15 protein-coding genes are annotated in these 15,144 nt (G+C 69.4%); 4 read left to right on the forward strand and 11 right to left on the reverse strand.

Going from position 1 to position 15,144, the window contains the following annotated elements:
• Positions 1-189: 189 nt before the first annotated feature.
• Positions 190-1,365: an FAD-binding oxidoreductase gene (locus tag ABC271_RS17255; RefSeq protein ID WP_412926068.1), complete on the reverse strand. Its 1,176-nt coding sequence runs from the start codon at positions 1,363-1,365 to the stop codon at positions 190-192.
• Here ABC271_RS17255 and ABC271_RS17260 point away from each other — a divergent pair.
• From ABC271_RS17260 to ABC271_RS17270, 3 genes are read left to right on the forward strand one after another with little or no spacing between them, the layout of a single operon-like run.
• Positions 1,364-2,572 (forward strand): MFS transporter, encoded by a 1,209-nt coding sequence (locus ABC271_RS17260; RefSeq protein WP_412926069.1) that lies wholly within the window; start codon positions 1,364-1,366, stop codon positions 2,570-2,572. The genes ABC271_RS17255 and ABC271_RS17260 overlap by 2 nt on opposite strands.
• Positions 2,573-2,600: 28 nt before the next feature.
• Entirely contained in the window at positions 2,601-3,062 is a 462-nt protein-coding gene (locus ABC271_RS17265; RefSeq protein ID WP_412926070.1) for a MarR family winged helix-turn-helix transcriptional regulator, read from the forward strand.
• A complete protein-coding gene (locus tag ABC271_RS17270) occupies positions 3,059-3,427 on the forward strand; it encodes a hypothetical protein (RefSeq protein ID WP_412926071.1) in 369 nt (122 codons plus the stop codon). Before ABC271_RS17265 ends, ABC271_RS17270 begins: the two co-directional genes overlap by 4 nt.
• Before the next feature lie 49 nt (positions 3,428-3,476).
• Here the strand turns inward: ABC271_RS17270 and ABC271_RS17275 are convergent, their stop codons facing one another.
• The 10 genes from ABC271_RS17275 to ABC271_RS17320 form a co-directional block, all read right to left on the reverse strand.
• Positions 3,477-4,166, reverse strand: coding sequence for a cation efflux transmembrane domain-containing protein (locus ABC271_RS17275; protein ID WP_412926072.1), 690 nt, complete (start codon positions 4,164-4,166; stop codon positions 3,477-3,479).
• The gene (locus tag ABC271_RS17280) at positions 4,163-4,501 is read right to left on the reverse strand and encodes an ArsR/SmtB family transcription factor (RefSeq protein WP_412926073.1); all 339 of its coding nucleotides are present in this window, start codon (positions 4,499-4,501) and stop codon (positions 4,163-4,165) included. Before ABC271_RS17280 ends, ABC271_RS17275 begins: the two co-directional genes overlap by 4 nt.
• Positions 4,502-4,641: 140 nt before the next feature.
• Positions 4,642-4,938 carry a hypothetical protein gene (locus ABC271_RS17285; protein WP_412926074.1) on the reverse strand — a complete coding sequence of 99 codons (297 nt, stop codon included), beginning with the start codon at positions 4,936-4,938 and terminating at the stop codon, positions 4,642-4,644.
• Entirely contained in the window at positions 4,938-5,213 is a 276-nt protein-coding gene (locus tag ABC271_RS17290; RefSeq protein ID WP_412926075.1) for an ArsR/SmtB family transcription factor, read from the reverse strand. The genes ABC271_RS17285 and ABC271_RS17290 overlap by 1 nt, the downstream gene beginning before the upstream one ends.
• A 365-nt stretch (positions 5,214-5,578) precedes the next feature.
• Positions 5,579-7,108 carry a multicopper oxidase family protein gene (locus ABC271_RS17295; RefSeq protein ID WP_151487482.1) on the reverse strand — a complete coding sequence of 510 codons (1,530 nt, stop codon included), beginning with the start codon at positions 7,106-7,108 and terminating at the stop codon, positions 5,579-5,581.
• Positions 7,101-9,722 carry a heavy metal translocating P-type ATPase gene (locus tag ABC271_RS17300; protein ID WP_067165129.1) on the reverse strand — a complete coding sequence of 874 codons (2,622 nt, stop codon included), beginning with the start codon at positions 9,720-9,722 and terminating at the stop codon, positions 7,101-7,103. Before ABC271_RS17300 ends, ABC271_RS17295 begins: the two co-directional genes overlap by 8 nt.
• Positions 9,719-12,172 (reverse strand): phosphoketolase family protein, encoded by a 2,454-nt coding sequence (locus ABC271_RS17305; RefSeq protein ID WP_412926076.1) that lies wholly within the window; start codon positions 12,170-12,172, stop codon positions 9,719-9,721. Before ABC271_RS17305 ends, ABC271_RS17300 begins: the two co-directional genes overlap by 4 nt.
• A gap of 58 nt (positions 12,173-12,230) precedes the next feature.
• Positions 12,231-13,091: a F510_1955 family glycosylhydrolase gene (locus tag ABC271_RS17310; RefSeq protein WP_060959933.1), complete on the reverse strand. Its 861-nt coding sequence runs from the start codon at positions 13,089-13,091 to the stop codon at positions 12,231-12,233.
• 117 nt (positions 13,092-13,208) lie between these two features.
• Positions 13,209-13,823 (reverse strand): DUF305 domain-containing protein, encoded by a 615-nt coding sequence (locus ABC271_RS17315; RefSeq protein ID WP_056207384.1) that lies wholly within the window; start codon positions 13,821-13,823, stop codon positions 13,209-13,211.
• Positions 13,824-13,923: 100 nt separating this feature from the next.
• Positions 13,924-14,394, reverse strand: coding sequence for a DUF6153 family protein (locus ABC271_RS17320; protein WP_036286051.1), 471 nt, complete (start codon positions 14,392-14,394; stop codon positions 13,924-13,926).
• 164 nt (positions 14,395-14,558) lie between these two features.
• On the opposite strand from ABC271_RS17320, the gene ABC271_RS17325 reads away from it, so the two are divergent.
• A complete protein-coding gene (locus ABC271_RS17325; protein ID WP_412926077.1) occupies positions 14,559-15,014 on the forward strand; it encodes a DUF6153 family protein in 456 nt (151 codons plus the stop codon).
• The last annotated feature ends 130 nt before the right edge of the window (positions 15,015-15,144 follow it).

Genomic DNA, 15,144 nt, shown 5'->3' on the forward strand with positions numbered 1-15,144 from the left:
TTTCGTCGATGATCGATCAGCATCGGAGTTCGTGACGGACGACCCCCTCTTTCGAGAAGGGCTGGTCTCCGCGCCGATAGTGAGCGAGTGGCATCCCCTTGACTACGGTTCGGTGGGGAGCGCTCACTCCGTGGGCTCCAGCGCGATGGGGAGATTGGATCGGAACCCCGTGTAGTACCGATCTCGGCATCACGTCACGGGGTTCCCCGCGGCGAACACGCCCCGCGGGTCCCAGTGCTCCTTCAGGGCGCGCAACCGCTCGAGAGCCGAGTCGAAACCGGCCGCGCGATCCATGCCGCCGTCGAGGAACGTGAGCGCCAGCGCCTCGCCGGTCCACGGCTCGAACGCGTCGACGAAGGCGCTCACGGCCCCGTGAGCGGGCACCGCCGCCTCGGGCACCGGAACCACCGCGATCCCGTGCACGATGTACTCGCCCGCGACCGCCGAGACCGCCCCGCCGCCCGGCACGGGCCGCGCGATCGCGCCGCCGATGTGCCGCAGTTCGGCGACGAACAGCCCCGGATCGGTGGATGCCGAGACGAAGGCCGCGACCGCTTCGGCGGGCAGCGCGTCGAGGACGCGGTGGCGGGTCGCCGCGGGCGTCGGCTGCGGCGGGTCCATGTGCATGTGCACCACCGCGGCCGATGGGATGCGGGTGAACGTATCGATCTCGGGGCCGAGCTCGCGCAAGGGCCGCAGCAGTTCTGCCGCCCGCTCGTCCGACTCCAGCACCGCCCCGTCGACCACGACGATCGAGCGTCCCGACAGGAACGGCGGCAGCTCGGGCAGCGGCGGCAGGTGCAGCACTCGCAGCGAGGAGGTGACGGATTCCGGCACGGATGCCGTCCACTCCGCCCACGCCTGACTGACGGCCGCGGTGTGCGTGGCATCCCACAACAGCATCCCGGCGAACACGTCGGCGTAGGGCAGCAGCTCGATCTCGAGCGAGACGACGATGCCGAAGGCACCCGAGCCGCCACGGACCGCCCAGAACAGGTCGGGGTTCTGGTCTGCGCTCGCGCGGACCAGCGAGCCATCGGCGGTCACGATCTGCACGGATCGCACCGCGTTGACGGCGAGGCCGTGCGTGCGGGCGTAGAACGAGATGCCGCCGTTGAGCGAGTAGCCCGCGACCGAGACGTCGCCGGCGCTGCCGTGCAGGGCGGTCAGGCCGTGCGGCGCGGCGGCCTCGATGACGTCGTTCCAGTGCGAACCGCCGAGCACGATGGCTGCCTGAGCCTCGGGGTGGACGGTAACGCCGCGAAGGCGGGTGAGGCGCACGAGCACGGCATCCGAGAGGTCGGTGTCGGCGAGCGCGGCGGCTCCGTGTCCGGTCGACTGGGGCGCGACGCGCAGGCTGGCCATGACGGGGGTCAGTATCACCGTCGGCGCCCTCGGCGACCGGTGGGGACGACGACGGATCCTCCTGGTCGGGATCGCCGTGTTCACCCTCGGGGCCGTGGTGGGAGCCCTCGCGCCCACACTGCCTGTGCTCATCACGGCGCGCGTCGCCCAAGGAGTGGGAGCAGCCGCCATGACAGCGCTGCCCCTCGCACTCGCTCGCGACGTCACCGCAGACGGTCAGACCGGGCGCATCATGGGGGTGCTCGGCACCACGTCCGCCATCGGCACGGCACTGGGTCCCGCTCTCGGCGGCACCCTCATCGGGTGGGGCGGCTGGGCGGCCGCCTTCTGGATGATGGCTCCTCTGGGAGCGGCATCCCTGCTGCTCGCCACCGCCCTTCCCTCGTCCGACACCACGCCTCGTCCGCGCGGCCGCTTCGACATCAGCGGAAGCGTTCTGCTCACAGCCGGCGTCGCCACCTACGCGTTCGCGCTGACCTCCCCCGGATCGAACTGGCCCACCGCGCCGTTGCTCCTCGGAGCGGTCGCGCTGCTCGGCGGCTTCGCCGCCGTCGAAAGACGCGCGGCGCACCCCGTTCTGCCGCTCGCGACTCTGCGCCACCGGTCGATCACCACCGGCATGATCACGAACGTCCTCGTTGCGACGGTCATGATGTCGACGCTCGTCGTCGGCCCCTATGCCCTTCACAACGGACTCGAGCTCTCCCTCCCCCTCGTCGGTCTCGTCATGTCGGTCGGTCCCGTGACCTCCGCGGTCAGCGGCATCCTCGCCGGGCGGCTCGTCGACCGCACCACGCCCGCCGTCATGATCACCGCGGGTCTCGCGCTCGTGACCCTGGGCGCCGCATGCCTCGCCCTCCTGCCCTTATGGTGGGGGGTCGTCGGCTACATCGTCGCGCTCATCGTCCTCACGCCCGGCTACCAGCTCTTCCTCGCCGCGAACAACACTCACGTCCTCAGCGACACCGACCCGGCCCACCGCGGCAGGATCGCCGGCGCGCTGGGGCTCTCCCGCAACCTCGGACTCATCACCGGCGCCTCCGCGATGGGTGTCCTCTACGCTGCCATCGACGCGGGGATGGATGCCGCATCGACCGGGTCACTCAGCGCGATGCGCGCGACGTTTCTCGTCGCCGCGCTGCTGGCCGCGATCGCCACCGCCGTCTCGCTGGTTCCTTTCGCGAACAGAAGAACGTTGACACGATGACCCCGGAAACAGTTAAGTGATTAACGAAATGGACAGCTTGCCCCCCGGCCAACGCCTCGCGCTCGCCCTTCACCGCGCCACCGCACTGGTTGATCGCGTGGCCGATGCCTATCTGCAGCCGGCGCACGGAATCACCGTCTCGGCGTTCCGCATCCTCATCACCATCCAGGCGCTGCAGCCCACTCGCCAGAGCGACATCGCACGTGCGCTCGACGTGTCACGCGCCTCCGTCACCCAGCGCTTGAGCGCCCTCACGGGGCGCGGTTGGGTGGAGGTGACCCCCGACCCCGCGGACAGCCGAGCCCACACCGTTTCGCTCAGCCCCACCGGAACCGAGCTCCTGACCGCAGCCTGGGCGGGACTGGATCGCTCTCATGACGGGCTCGAGAACGGTGTCGATCTCGCTGCGTTGGAACAGGCTCTCGACGCGCTCGCGGTCAACGCCCGCCGCCACCTCTCGACCATCGCCGCGACGGGCCACCGGCCATGATCGCCGCCGTCGTGGCGACCGCCATCCTCGCCGCCCTCAGCGGACTCCAAGTGCTGGTCGCGGCCGGCCGCCCCTACGGCCGACTCGTGTGGGGAGGTCACCATCGCGTACTCCCCCGGCGCCTGCGCGTCGGCAGCGCGGCATCCGTCCCGGTCTACGCCACCATCGCGAGCCTGCTGCTCTGGCGCTCGGGAGCCTGGGGCGCTCCGCCCGACTTCGCCGTCATCGCCACCTGGGTGGCGTTCGGCTATTTCGTGCTCGGCATCGCGCTGAACGCGATCTCCCGCAGCCGGCCGGAACGCCTCGTGATGACACCCACCTGCGTCGCACTCGCGGTGTGCAGCCTTCTCGAGGCGTTGTCCTGACGACGCCGCGCTGAGCCGCCGCAATCAGATCGGTGCGAGACCTCAGAGATCACTGCTCATGCTCACCGAGTGAGGAGGCGAGCCGCGACGCGTCGGGGTCGTCGCGGATCATTCCGACCGAGGTTGCGCAGGCATCGCCGCGCCAGGCCTCCAGCCCCTCGCGAACCGCGAAGGTAGCGATCACGATGCCGGCGATCGGGTCGGCCCACCACCAGCCGAAAAGGCTGTTCAGCAGAAGGCCGATCAGAACAGCAGCCGAGAGATATGTGCAGATGAGGGTCTGCGCGGAGTCCGCGACGGCCGCGGCAGACCCGAGCTCCCGTCCCGCGCGGCGTTCGGCGAGCGAGAGGAACGGCATGACGACCACGCTGAGCGCGGTGATCGCGATCCCCACCGGAGAGTGCTCGACTTCAACCCGAGCGAGAAGCGCGAGGACGGAGCTCGCCGTGACGTAGGCCGCGAGAGCGAAAAATGCGATCGCGATGACGCGCAGCGTGCCCTTCTCCCAGCGTTCGGGGTCGCGGCGGGTGAACTGCCAGGCGACGGCGGCGGCAGAAAGCACTTCGATCGTCGAGTCGAGCCCGAAGCCCACGAGCGCGGCCGAGGAAGCGACGGTGCCGGCCGTGATCGCGACGACCGCCTCGACGAGGTTGTAGCCGATCGTCGCGAAGACGATCCACCGAATCCGGCGCTGAAGGACGAGCCGGCGGTGATCGATGGGCGCGTGCGTGGCGCTCATGCGCAGCGGCAGTTCTCGCCGGCGCAGCATCCGGGCTCGACGTACAGCACGACGCGCAGGAGCTCGTCCAGCGCCGGCGCCAGGTGCTTGTCGGCCAATCGATACCAGGTGCGTCGCCCCTCGGGAATCGACTCGACGAGCCCGCAGCCGCGAAGGCACGCGAGCTGATTCGACATCACCTGCCGTGAAACTCCCAATGCGTCAGCCAGATCGGAGGGGTATGCCGGCGCTTCCCTCAGCGCGAGCAGGACACCGGCCCGTGTCGGGTCCGAGAGCGCATGGCCGAGTCTGGCTAGCGCGGCGGTGTGCGTGACGGTCGCGGTCATGGTCGGCATAGCCCTTACAGTACACGGAACGCTGAACTCACTTCGTCCCACCCGCGCCACAGGGCGGCACCGGCGGCCCGAGCACGAAGAAGGGGCCAACGGTTGCCCGTCAGCCCCTCGTCGATGTGCGCGCTCGGCGTCACCGAGGCTCAGTGCTCGTCGTAGTGCTCACCGTGGGAGGCGTGCTTGTGTGCGTCGTGCACGTAGTCGACGTGATCGTCGTGCGGAACGGTCTCGTGTCCGCAGTCCGCACCATGGGCGTGGTCTGCGACCGTGTGCTCGGCGACACTCTCGTGCTCGTCGTAGTGGTCGTCGTGGGCCGCGTGGTGGTGCGTACCGTGCACGTAGTCGACGTGGTCGTCGTGCTGGACCGCCTCGTGGCCACAGTCGGTTCCGTGCTCGTGCTCGGACACCGTGTGCTCGGCGTGAACCTCAGTCGTGCTCATCAGATCTCTCCTTTGTCAGAGGCGTCCTCTTCGAGGACGTGAGTGATCGCGTCGTCGACGACGTGCGCGATGTGGTGATCCGCGAGCTGGTAGATCGCTTCACGCCCGGCGCGTGACACGGTTACGATTCCCGCCTGCCGCAGCGTCCGAAGGTGCTGCGACACCAGCGGTTGCGACATCTCACTGCGCTGCACCAGCGCGCTCACTCCCGAGGGCTCCGAGGCGAGCAGCCGGACGAGATAAAGGCGCGACGGCGATCCGAGAACCTTGAACAAGGCCGCCGTTGCTTCTAACCCCGCTTCGCGTTCCACCTGATCAGCACATCACAACACATAAACAAATCGCAATACGTGCATGCACTTGATAACGATGATCGGAAGCGGCACGCGGGACCTACGTCAACGCGCCGGGTGCCGTGCGAGCGCGCGACGGGGGTGAACTCAGAGCGATGTAGGTTCCCGGTCAAGGTGGCGGAGAACTCGGGGATTCCACGCTAATTGGCAGCAGTTTCGTCAGCAGGATTCCGCGCGAAATGGCAGATCCCTACATAAGAGTAGGAAGTCCACTTAGACTTGACGTCCGCCGCCGCCGTCCGATCGCCCGCGCGATCATCCTCCCGTGCAGGGGGTGAACGCGCGGTTCATGACTGGTATCCGAGCACCGTGGTCATGCCGGTCTCGGCGTGGTAGATGTTGTGGCAGTGCGCGACCCACTGGCCGGGGTTGTCGGCATCGAAGTCGACCGTCAGGGTCTGGCCCGGGAGGATGATGGAGGTGTCCTTCCGGGGGCCGCCGTTCGCGTGCTGGTAGGTGTGGCCGTGCAGGTGGAACGGATGCCACATCTCGGTGTCATTGCGGATCCGCAACTGCACCCGCTCCCCCCTACTGATCGCGTGCGCGTCCCGCAACGGGTCGTTCATGTCGAACCGGCGCCCATTGATCCCCCAGTCGTACGCCTCCATCCCCCCGGTCAGCGCGAGGTGCACGACCCGGTCGGGGGATGCCTGGTGGAGGGTGACGGAGGCGGTCGCGCTCAGTCCGGCAGCGGTGCCGACCCTGCCGGTGCCGAGCTCGGCGACGGGGACGTCGCTGGCCGGAGCCGTGCCAGCGGCGGTGCGAACGAGCGCGAACGCGCGATCCTGCTTGCCTTCCGCGTCGGCGACGACAGGGAACACCCCATCGTCCAGGGTGACCTGCAGGTCGTAGCGTTCGCCCATCCCGATCAGGACACTGTCGACCTCGACAGGATCCACCGGGAACCCGTCGGTGTGGGTGATCGTCAGGGTGTGGCCGCCGATCGCGAACCGGAACGCGGTGTCGCTGCCGGCGTTGATGACACGGATCCGCACCCGGGCACCAGGAGTGCCGGTGAATTGGGCGGGGTCGGCTTTGGGTTTGCCGTTGATGAGGTAGTGCGGGTAGTAGACGTCGCCGGCGTCGCCGCCGAGCAGGTCGGAGGTGGCGCCCATCAGCAGGTTCCCCATCCGCATGAACATGTCGCCCATCCCGCCCATGTCTCCCATGCCCTTCGAGAGGTCGGTGAGGACCTGGTCCGGGGTGGCGGTGACGCCGTCGAGCCAGTCGTCGAGGATCAGCACCCATTCGTCGTCCCACGTCACCTTCTCGTCCGGGTCGTCGATGATGAGCGCACCGTAGAGGCCGTGGTCCAGTTGCGGGCCGACGTGGGGGTGGAACCAGTAGGTGCCCGGATGCGGGGTGACGAACTCGTATGCGAACTGTCCGCCCGGGGCGATGGGGGCTTGGGTTACCGGAGGGACCCCATCCATGTCGTTGCGGAGGGCAAGTCCGTGCCAGTGCACGGAGGTGTCCGCGTCGAGCTGGTTGCGGACGGTCGCTTTCAGCGTGTCGCCTGCGGTGAGCCGGATTACCGGGGCGGGGATACCTCCGAACGCCCAGGTGGCGGCGGCGGTACCGGCCAGGTCGAGCGTGGTGGGGGCGGCGGTGAGGTCGACGGTGGTGACTCGGCCGGTGCCGCCGCGGTTCTTCTCCGTGCCGGACACCGCTGCGCCGGTGGGTGTCACCCATTGCGGCGCGGGGGTGCAGGAGGCGAGCACGGCTGCCGCGACGGCGCCCAGTCCGAGTCCGAGCACACCTCGTCGGGTCAGCAGCATCGGGGAGGACGGTGTGGGAGAGAGCGGACGGTCAGGCATGTTCGGGCTCCTTCTGCATGGTCGTCGCAGCGGGCGCCTGGGCGGGCAGGCGGAGCCGCTTGAGGAGGAGGGCGTTGACGGCGACGATCACGGAGGAACCGGACATCGACAGGGCGGCGATCTCCGGGGACAGCATGATCCCGAACGCCGGGTAGAACACGCCAGCGGCGATGGGGAGGGCGGCGGCGTTGTATCCGATGGCCCAGCCCAGGTTCTGCCGCATCTTTCGCAGTGTGCCCTTGCCGATCTTGAGTGCGATCGCAACATCGAGCGGGTCCGAGCGCATCAGGACCACGTCGGCGGTCTCGATGGCGACGTCGGTGCCGGCGCCGATCGCGATGCCGAGGTCGGCCTGGGCGAGGGCGGGGGCGTCGTTGACGCCGTCGCCGACCATCGCGACCTTCTTGCCCGTCTTCTGCAGCTCGGCGACCTTCGCGGACTTGTCCTCGGGGAGCACATCCGCGATCACGGTGTCGATGCCGAGGAGAGCGGCGATCCGGTCGGCGGTGGGCTTGTTGTCCCCGGTGAGCATTGCGACCTCGACGCCCTGCTCGTGGAGAGCGTCGATCGCGGTCTTTGCGGTGTCCCGGGGTGCGTCGGCGAGACCGATGATCCCGGCGACTTGCCCGTCCACGGCGAACAGGATCGCGGTGCGGCCGGACCCAGCCAGGTCCTGCTGAGCGGCCTGCACCCCGCTGATGTCGATCCCCTCCCCGGTGAGAAGGCGCGGGTTGCCGAGGACGACCTGTCGACCGTCGACGGTGGCGATCGCGCCCTGCCCGGTGACGTTTCGGAACGCGGTCGCGGTGCGACGGGGGACGTCGCGGGCGTCGGCGTAATTCACGATCGCTTTCGCCAGAGGATGCTCGGATTCCCGCTCCAACGCGACCGCGAGGGAGAGAGTCTCGAGGTCGTCGCCGCCGACGGGGATGTAGTCGGTGACCTCCGGCTCCCCCTTGGTGAGGGTGCCGGTCTTGTCGAACACGACCGTGTCGATGTGGGCGGCGGTTTCGATCCCGGAGGCGTTCTTGAACAACACGCCCCGTTTCGCGCCGAGCCCGGTGCCGACCATGATCGCCGTCGGGGTGGCGAGGCCGAGCGCGTCGGGGCAGGTGATGACGACGACGGTGATAGCGAACAGGATCGCCATCGGGATTGCAGCGCCGGCGAGCAGCCACACCAGGAAGGTGAGGGTGCCGCCGATCAGGGCGACCAGGACGAGCCAGAACGCTGCCCGGTCGGCGAGGCGCTGCCCGGGGGCTTTGGAGTTCTGCGCCTCTTGCACGAGCTTCACGATCTGCGCCAACGCCGTGTCCGAGCCGACTTTGGTGGCTGTGACGCGGAGGGTGCCGACGGTGTTCACGGTCGCTCCGATCACCTCCGACCCGGGCGCTTTGTCCACCGGCATGGACTCGCCGGTGACCATCGACTCGTCCACCTCGGACTCTCCGGATTCCACGACACCGTCGGTGGGGATCTTGGCCCCCGGCCGCACCAGCATCAGATCCCCCGGGACGACCTCGCTGGTGGGGATCTCGACCTCCTGCCCGTCACGGATCACGACCGCCTGCGAGGGTGCGAGCTCCAGGAGGGTGCGGATGGCGTCGTTCGCGCCGCCGCGGGCGCGCATCTCCACCCAATGCCCCAGCAGCACGAAGGTGGCAAGCACCGTGGCGGCTTCGTAGAACACTTCACCGCCGCCGGTGAGGGTGACCGCGAGGGAGTACAGCCAGCCGGCGCCGACACCGACCGCGACGAGCACCATCATGTCGAGGGTCTTCGCGCGCAGCGCCCGGTAGGCGCCGTCGAAGAAGATCCACGCCGAGTAGAAGATCACCGGCAGCGACAGGATCAGCATGAACACGTCATCGCGCAGCCCGAACGGTGCCGGCACCTCGAATCCGATCACCTCCCGCCCGATCGGAGACCACAGGGTGATCGGGATCGACAGGATCAGCGCGACCAGGAACCGGTTGCGCATGTCGCGGATCATCGCGTCCATCGACATCCCGCCGTGATGCCCACCGTGGCCCATCATCTCCTGCGCACTGTGACCCGACGCTGCACCATGATCGTGCCCACCCGCGGCCGCGGTGTGACCGGCGTGCTCGACGTGGTGACCGGCATGCTCACCGTCATCCGCCGTCGCCGACGGGGCGTGCGTGTGGTCGTGGCCAGCGGCGTGATCGTGGACGGGGTCGTCGTGATAGCCCGCAGGACCCTTATGGCCCGCGTGGCTGGCGTGACCCGTGGCATCCGTGTGGCCCTCGTGCGCGTCGTGACTCGCGTGCGGTTCTTGTGCGCCCTCAGCTGCGGGGCCGTGGTGGGCGCTGTGGTCGTGCGCACCCTCGTCGTGCGGGTCGTGCGCGGGGTCGCAGATATGGTCGGGGACGGACTGGCCGGCGCAGTGATACCCGCAGTCGATGACCCACTGCTGCAGGTGCGCGACCGAGGTGGTCTCGGGGTCGTAGGTGACGGTCGCGGTCTGCGAGACCGGGTTCGCGTCCACGGCGATCACCCCGGGTTGGCGGCTCAGGTGGGCTTCGGTGACGTTCTTGGAGGTCGCGCGGATCATGCCGCTGACCTGCAGGGTCACGGTTCTGGTGTCGCTCATTTCGGTTCCTTCCCGAGGGTGGGGTCGGTGGTGTCGGGGTGGGGCCATTGCCAGTCGGCGACGGCGGGGATGTCGGTGCCGTGCTCGCGGGTGTGGGCGCGGGCGTGCAGGCGGGCGTCCTGCAGCTCCTGCCGCAGGCCGGCGTGGCGGGCGGCGAGGCCCGGGACGTGGTCGAGGACGTCGATCGCGAGCCGGTACCGGTCGAGGTCGTTGAGCATGACCATGTCGAACGGGGTCGTGGTGGTGCCGCGCTCCTGGAAGCCGTGCACGTGCAGGTTCTGGTGCCCGGCGCGCTTGTAGGTGAGTCGGTGGATCAGCCACGGGTAGCCGTGGTAGGCGAAGATCACCGGCTTGTCGGGAGTGAAGATCGCATCGAACTCCCGGTCCGGGAGACCGTGCGGGTGCTGGTCCTCGGATTGCAGCCGGGTCAGGTCGACCACGTTCACCACCCGCACTCTCAGGTCGGGGATGTGCTCGCGCAGCAGCGCCGCCGCGGCGAGGGTCTCGAGGGTGGGGACGTCGCCGGCGGCGGCGAGCACCACATCCGGCTCGGTGCCTTCGGTTTCGGTGCCCGCCCACGGCAGGATCCCGAGCCCGCGGGTGCAGTGCTCGATCGCCTCGTCCATCGTCAGCCACTGCGGAGCGGGCTGCTTCCCGGCGACGACGACGTTGATGTACCCGGCCGAGCGCAGGCAGTGGTCGTAGGTGGACAGCAGCGTGTTCGCGTCGAACGGCAGGTAGACGCGGACGATGTCGGGGCTCTTGTTCAGGGCGAGGTCGATGAACCCGGGGTCCTGGTGAGAGAACCCGTTGTGGTCCTGCCGCCAGACGTGGCTGGAGAGCAGGTAGTTGAAGCTCGGGATCGGGTCCCGCCACGACACCTCCCGGGCCGCTTCGAGCCATTTGGCGTGCTGGTTGAACATCGAGTCGACGATGTGGGTGAACGCCTCGTAGCAGTTGAACAGCCCATGCCGGCCGGTAAGGACGTAGCCCTCGAGCCAGCCCTGGCACTGGTGCTCGCTGAGCACCTCCATCACCCGCCCAGTCGGGGCCAGGTGCTCGTCGACGGGCTCCACGGCCGCGTTCCACTGCTTGCCGGTGGCCTGGTAGACGGGTGGGGCGAGCCGGTTGGAGGCGGTCTCGTCCGGGCCGAAGATGCGGAAGTTGTCCGGGTTGTCCCGGATCACCCCCGCCAGCCACTCGCCCAGCACGCGGGTCGCTTCCCCGGTTCCCGCACCCCGCTCGGCCGGGTCGACCGGCTGCGCGTGCTTGTGGAAGTCCGGGAGCCGCAGCGGGACGGTGAGTTGTCCGCCGTTGCCGGCCGGGTTCGCGCTCATCCGCCGATCCCCGTCCGGGGCGATCGCGACCGTGGCCGGGCGGGGGGCGCCGGTCACGTCGAACAGCTCGTGCGGGCGGTAGGACGCCAGCCAGTCCTCGAGGATCCGCAGGTGCTCGGGATTGTCGCGGACCTCGGCGAGCGGCACCTGGTGTGCCCGCCAGGTGCCCTCCACCGGCAGACCGTCGATGATCTTCGGGCAGGTCCACCCCTTCGGGCTGCGCAGCACGATCGCCGGCCACGCCGGCCGCCCCTCCAGCGTCCCGGCCGCCGCGGCGGCCTTGATGTCCGCGATCTCATCCAGCACCGCATCCAGGACCGCCGCGAACGTCGCGTGGGACTCCTGCGGGGTCTCGCCATCGAAGCCGACCGCGACGACGTGGGGGTGATGGCCGTAGCCGCGCAGCAGCGCGACCAGCTCTTCCTCGGGGATGCGGGACAGCACGGTCGGGTTGGCGATCTTGTACCCGTTCAGATGCAGGATCGGCAGCACCACCCCGTCATGGGCGGGGTTGAGGAACTTGTTGCCGTGCCACGCGGTCGCCAGCGGCCCGGTCTCCGCCTCCCCGTCACCGATCACGCAGGCGACCAGCAGGTCGGGGTTGTCGAACGCGGCCCCGTAGGCGTGCACGAGGGAGTAGCCCAGCTCCCCGCCCTCGTTGATCGACCCGGGCGTTTCCGGGGACGCGTGCGAGGGGATCCCGCCCGGGAAGGAGAACTGCCGGAACAGCGCCCGCAGCCCCTCTTCGGTGCGGTCGATGCCCGGGTAGCGTTCGGTGTAGGTGCCGTCGAGGTAGGCGTTGGCGACCATGCCGGGTCCGCCGTGCCCGGGCCCGGTCACGTACAGGGTGTTCAGGTCGCGGTCGCGGATGGCGCGGTTCAGGTGGGCGTAGAGGAAGTTCAGGCCCGGGGTGGTGCCCCAATGCCCCAGCAGCCGCGGCTTGATGTCGTCCCGGCTGAGGCGGTGGCGCAGCAGCGGGTTACCCTGCAGGTAGATCTGCCCGATGCTCAGATAGTTCGCCGCCCGCCACCACGCATCCACCGCCGCCAACTGCTCGGCGGTGGCATCAGTGGTGCGGTGCGCCCACGCGGGGGGTGCCGGTGTGGGGGTCATGGTCGGTCTCCTTCCGATCCGCGACCGCTCGGGTCGCGCCAGGTGCGAATGACGGTGGTCATGGTGTTGCCGCCGGGATGAGAACGGTGGCGGTGGTGTCGCGGATCCAGACCACGCCGCGGTCATCGACCAGGACGATCGCACCGTCCCCGGTGACCCCGAGGGCTTGGACGGTTCCCGTGGTGGTGCCGACGTTCTCCCAGCCGGTGCCGACTAGGCGTCGCAACGTCCCGTCGGTGTCCACTCCGACCACCCCACCGGTTGGGTCGGTCTCCACCAGGTACAGCACTGGCGCGTCCGGCGCCGGGGTGAAGGTGGCGCCACCGTCGGTGCTGTGCTGCAGCCCGTCCTGGGTGGCGGCGTACAGGGTGCCGTCGGTCGCGGCGGCCAGGTCGACGGCGGGCAGCTCGGCACCGTCCGCCCAACTCTGCCCGCCGTCGCTGCTGGTGCGCAGCAGCAGCCGGGAGGATCCGATCCCGTACAGGGTGCCGTCGCCGGTGACGGTGAGGACGTGGAAGTCCTCTTCCCCGGTGAACGCGACCGGTTCCCACGAGGCGCCGGCGTCGAGGCTGCGGATGATGCCGAGGTTGGGGGCGCCGAGCTCCGCCGGGGTGGACGGGCCGGGGTGCCCGGACGCGTAGAGGGTGTCACCGGTAGCGGTCAGTCCCATCGCGTCCAGGTCGATGCCACCGACCGGGCCGGTGACGGTGCCGTCCTCGCCCAGCGTGTACAGGCCGGTGTGGGTGCCCAGCAGCACGGTGCTGTCACCGGCGTCGACGATGCCGTGCACATGCCCGAACCCGGCCGCGGTGCCCGCGGGGGCATCGGGCTCCGCAGGGGTGGTGCTGCAGCCCGTGAGCAGCAGCGCGACGGTGACGGTGGCCGTGATCGCCAGTCTGCGGGTGGTGGGAGAGATCATGAACGGAGGTCCTTTCCGTGCGGGTACGCCGGATACCGGTGACCGCACAGGGGTCGAGGGTGGGGCCTCGGACGGGACCGGCATCGGGAGCGCGGGTCCCGTCCGAGGGGTACCGGGTCAGAGGCTGGCGAGGATGTCCTGCATCGTGGTGATCTCGGCGGTCTGCCCGTCGATGATCTGCTGCGCGAGGGCGGCCACGTCCGGGTTCTGTCCGTCGGTGAGCACCGACTGCGCCATCGTCACGGCGCCCTGGTGGTGAGCGATCATGCCGTTCAGGAACAGGCGGGTCGCCTCGACCCCGGTCGCGGCATCCAGAGCGGCCATGTCGTCCTCCGACATCATCCCGCCGCCCATGTCCATGCCGTCCATCCCGGACATGGAGTCGTCGTACGGGACGCCCCACTCCTCCAGCCAGCCCTTCATGGTCTGGATCTCCGGGTCCTGTGCGGCCTTGATCTGCTCGGCGAGGGAGACGACTCGCTCGTCGATGCCGTCTTTCGCGAGGATCTGATCGGCCATCTCGATGGCCTGCTGGTGGTGCGGGATCATCATGGTCACGAACATCTCGTCCGCGGCGTTGAACGCGGCGGCGGACTGGGAGGGGGCGGTGCTGGTCATCCCCCCGGGTCCGTGGTCCATGCCGGGCATGGTGCCGTCGGTGGGGGCGCAGCCGGCGAGCACGAGCACGGTGGCCAGGGCGCCGGCGGTCAGCGTGAGAGTACGAAAACGCATCAGGGGTGTCCTTGTCTATTCAGTCGGTGAGGGTCTGATTCAGTGCCCGGGAGGGCAGGGTGCAGCATCCCCGGCAAGGGTCGCCGGGGTTCAGGCGGAATCAGGTGCGACTGATGGACAGGACAAGCAGTGAAGGCGGGCGGGGATGCGGCAATCCGACCAGCAGAGTCCGGGTATGGGAGCGCGAGCGGGCTACGGCGTATGTGAGAAGGGCACGGGACGTCGGGGCGAGCAGGACGATCACCGCGGCCAGCAGCGCCAGCACGCACACCATCATCAGCATCGAGTGATCCGGCATCCCCGCAGGGCTGCCGCACCCGTCCTGGCAATGCCCTCCAGCGCCCTCCGCCGCAGCTGCGGTCATCGGCGTATCGTCGGCGGCGGCTGGTGCGGAGCCGACCTGGCTGTGCGTGCTCATCGCGCTGGTCTCTGATGCCAGGGCGGGCTGGTGGGAACCGGTCAGGACGTGCATGGACAGCAGCCCGGTGATGATCGCCAGGGCGATCGGAGCGGCCAGCAGGAGCCGTCGCACCCCGGGGGTCAGACGCGCGTGCGAGCGAATCACGTTCACGACCGACCTCCTTCCCGTCCAGGGTAGCGGTGCCTTGCCTCCGCGACACGGTCAGAACACCACGCACGGGAGCGGGTGCCCCCTACCACTCAGCATATACCCATCCGGGGTATCCAGGATGGGTATCGCTTCGGGGATGGCTACCCGCCCGGGGTATGCTGGGCGTGATCGAGGAAGGGGCGTCGACGGTGAACCAGGTGGTGGCGCGACGGCGGGCACTCGGGTCCCGGCGTGCCCTGTGGTTCTACCTGGCCGCGGTGACCGCGATCATCGCGGGGCTGCTTGCGATGCATTCGCTGAGTCTGGAAGAGGACCAGGCGGGCACTGTCGTGTCCGCCTCCGCAGTCGTTGCGGCCCCCGATGCCGCCGCTGATGTCCTGGTCAGCGGGGTGGTGACGCCCTCGTGCGATGAGACGGTCTGCGGGACGTCTCATGCTTTCGCTGCCGTGACGTGTCTGCTCGCGTTGCTGACCCTGCTCATCCTGGTGCTCCCGGCCCGGGACGGGTGGATGTCGCTGCTGGCGTGGCTGCGATCCGTCCCCGGCAGGTCGAGCTCGTTCACGTCCGGGTCGCCTCTTCTGCGGCCCTCCCTGATCGTGCTGTCGATCAGCCGCACCTGATCAGCACCCCGCCCGCGCCCGCCGCCTGAGCCGCCGCCGGCGCGTGATGTCGCCGACGGTCCACGATGTGCGGCCCGCAGGCGAGCGCGACCCGTCTGCGGCAGCGCCATGGGTGATCCGATCCCGGATT

The sequence above is a fragment of the Microbacterium canaveralium genome, from assembly GCF_047238045.1.
In the GTDB taxonomy this organism is placed as follows: Bacteria; Actinomycetota; Actinomycetes; order Actinomycetales; family Microbacteriaceae; genus Microbacterium.

What these genes read in the sequence shown, in the direction of transcription:
- ABC271_RS17260 (WP_412926069.1), top strand. Translation starts at nt 1,364, where the DNA reads ATGACGGGGGTCAGTATCACCGTCGGCGCCCTCGGCGACCGGTGGGGA.
- ABC271_RS17255 (WP_412926068.1), bottom strand. Translation starts at nt 1,365, where the DNA reads ATGGCCAGCCTGCGCGTCGCGCCCCAGTCGACCGGACACGGAGCCGCC.
- ABC271_RS17265 (WP_412926070.1), top strand. Translation starts at nt 2,601, where the DNA reads ATGGACAGCTTGCCCCCCGGCCAACGCCTCGCGCTCGCCCTTCACCGC.
- ABC271_RS17270 (WP_412926071.1), top strand. Translation starts at nt 3,059, where the DNA reads ATGATCGCCGCCGTCGTGGCGACCGCCATCCTCGCCGCCCTCAGCGGA.
- ABC271_RS17275 (WP_412926072.1), bottom strand. Translation starts at nt 4,166, where the DNA reads ATGAGCGCCACGCACGCGCCCATCGATCACCGCCGGCTCGTCCTTCAG.
- ABC271_RS17280 (WP_412926073.1), bottom strand. Translation starts at nt 4,501, where the DNA reads ATGCCGACCATGACCGCGACCGTCACGCACACCGCCGCGCTAGCCAGA.
- ABC271_RS17285 (WP_412926074.1), bottom strand. Translation starts at nt 4,938, where the DNA reads ATGAGCACGACTGAGGTTCACGCCGAGCACACGGTGTCCGAGCACGAG.
- ABC271_RS17295 (WP_151487482.1), bottom strand. Translation starts at nt 7,108, where the DNA reads ATGCCTGACCGTCCGCTCTCTCCCACACCGTCCTCCCCGATGCTGCTG.
- ABC271_RS17300 (WP_067165129.1), bottom strand. Translation starts at nt 9,722, where the DNA reads ATGAGCGACACCAGAACCGTGACCCTGCAGGTCAGCGGCATGATCCGC.
- ABC271_RS17305 (WP_412926076.1), bottom strand. Translation starts at nt 12,172, where the DNA reads ATGACCCCCACACCGGCACCCCCCGCGTGGGCGCACCGCACCACTGAT.
- ABC271_RS17310 (WP_060959933.1), bottom strand. Translation starts at nt 13,091, where the DNA reads ATGATCTCTCCCACCACCCGCAGACTGGCGATCACGGCCACCGTCACC.
- ABC271_RS17315 (WP_056207384.1), bottom strand. Translation starts at nt 13,823, where the DNA reads ATGCGTTTTCGTACTCTCACGCTGACCGCCGGCGCCCTGGCCACCGTG.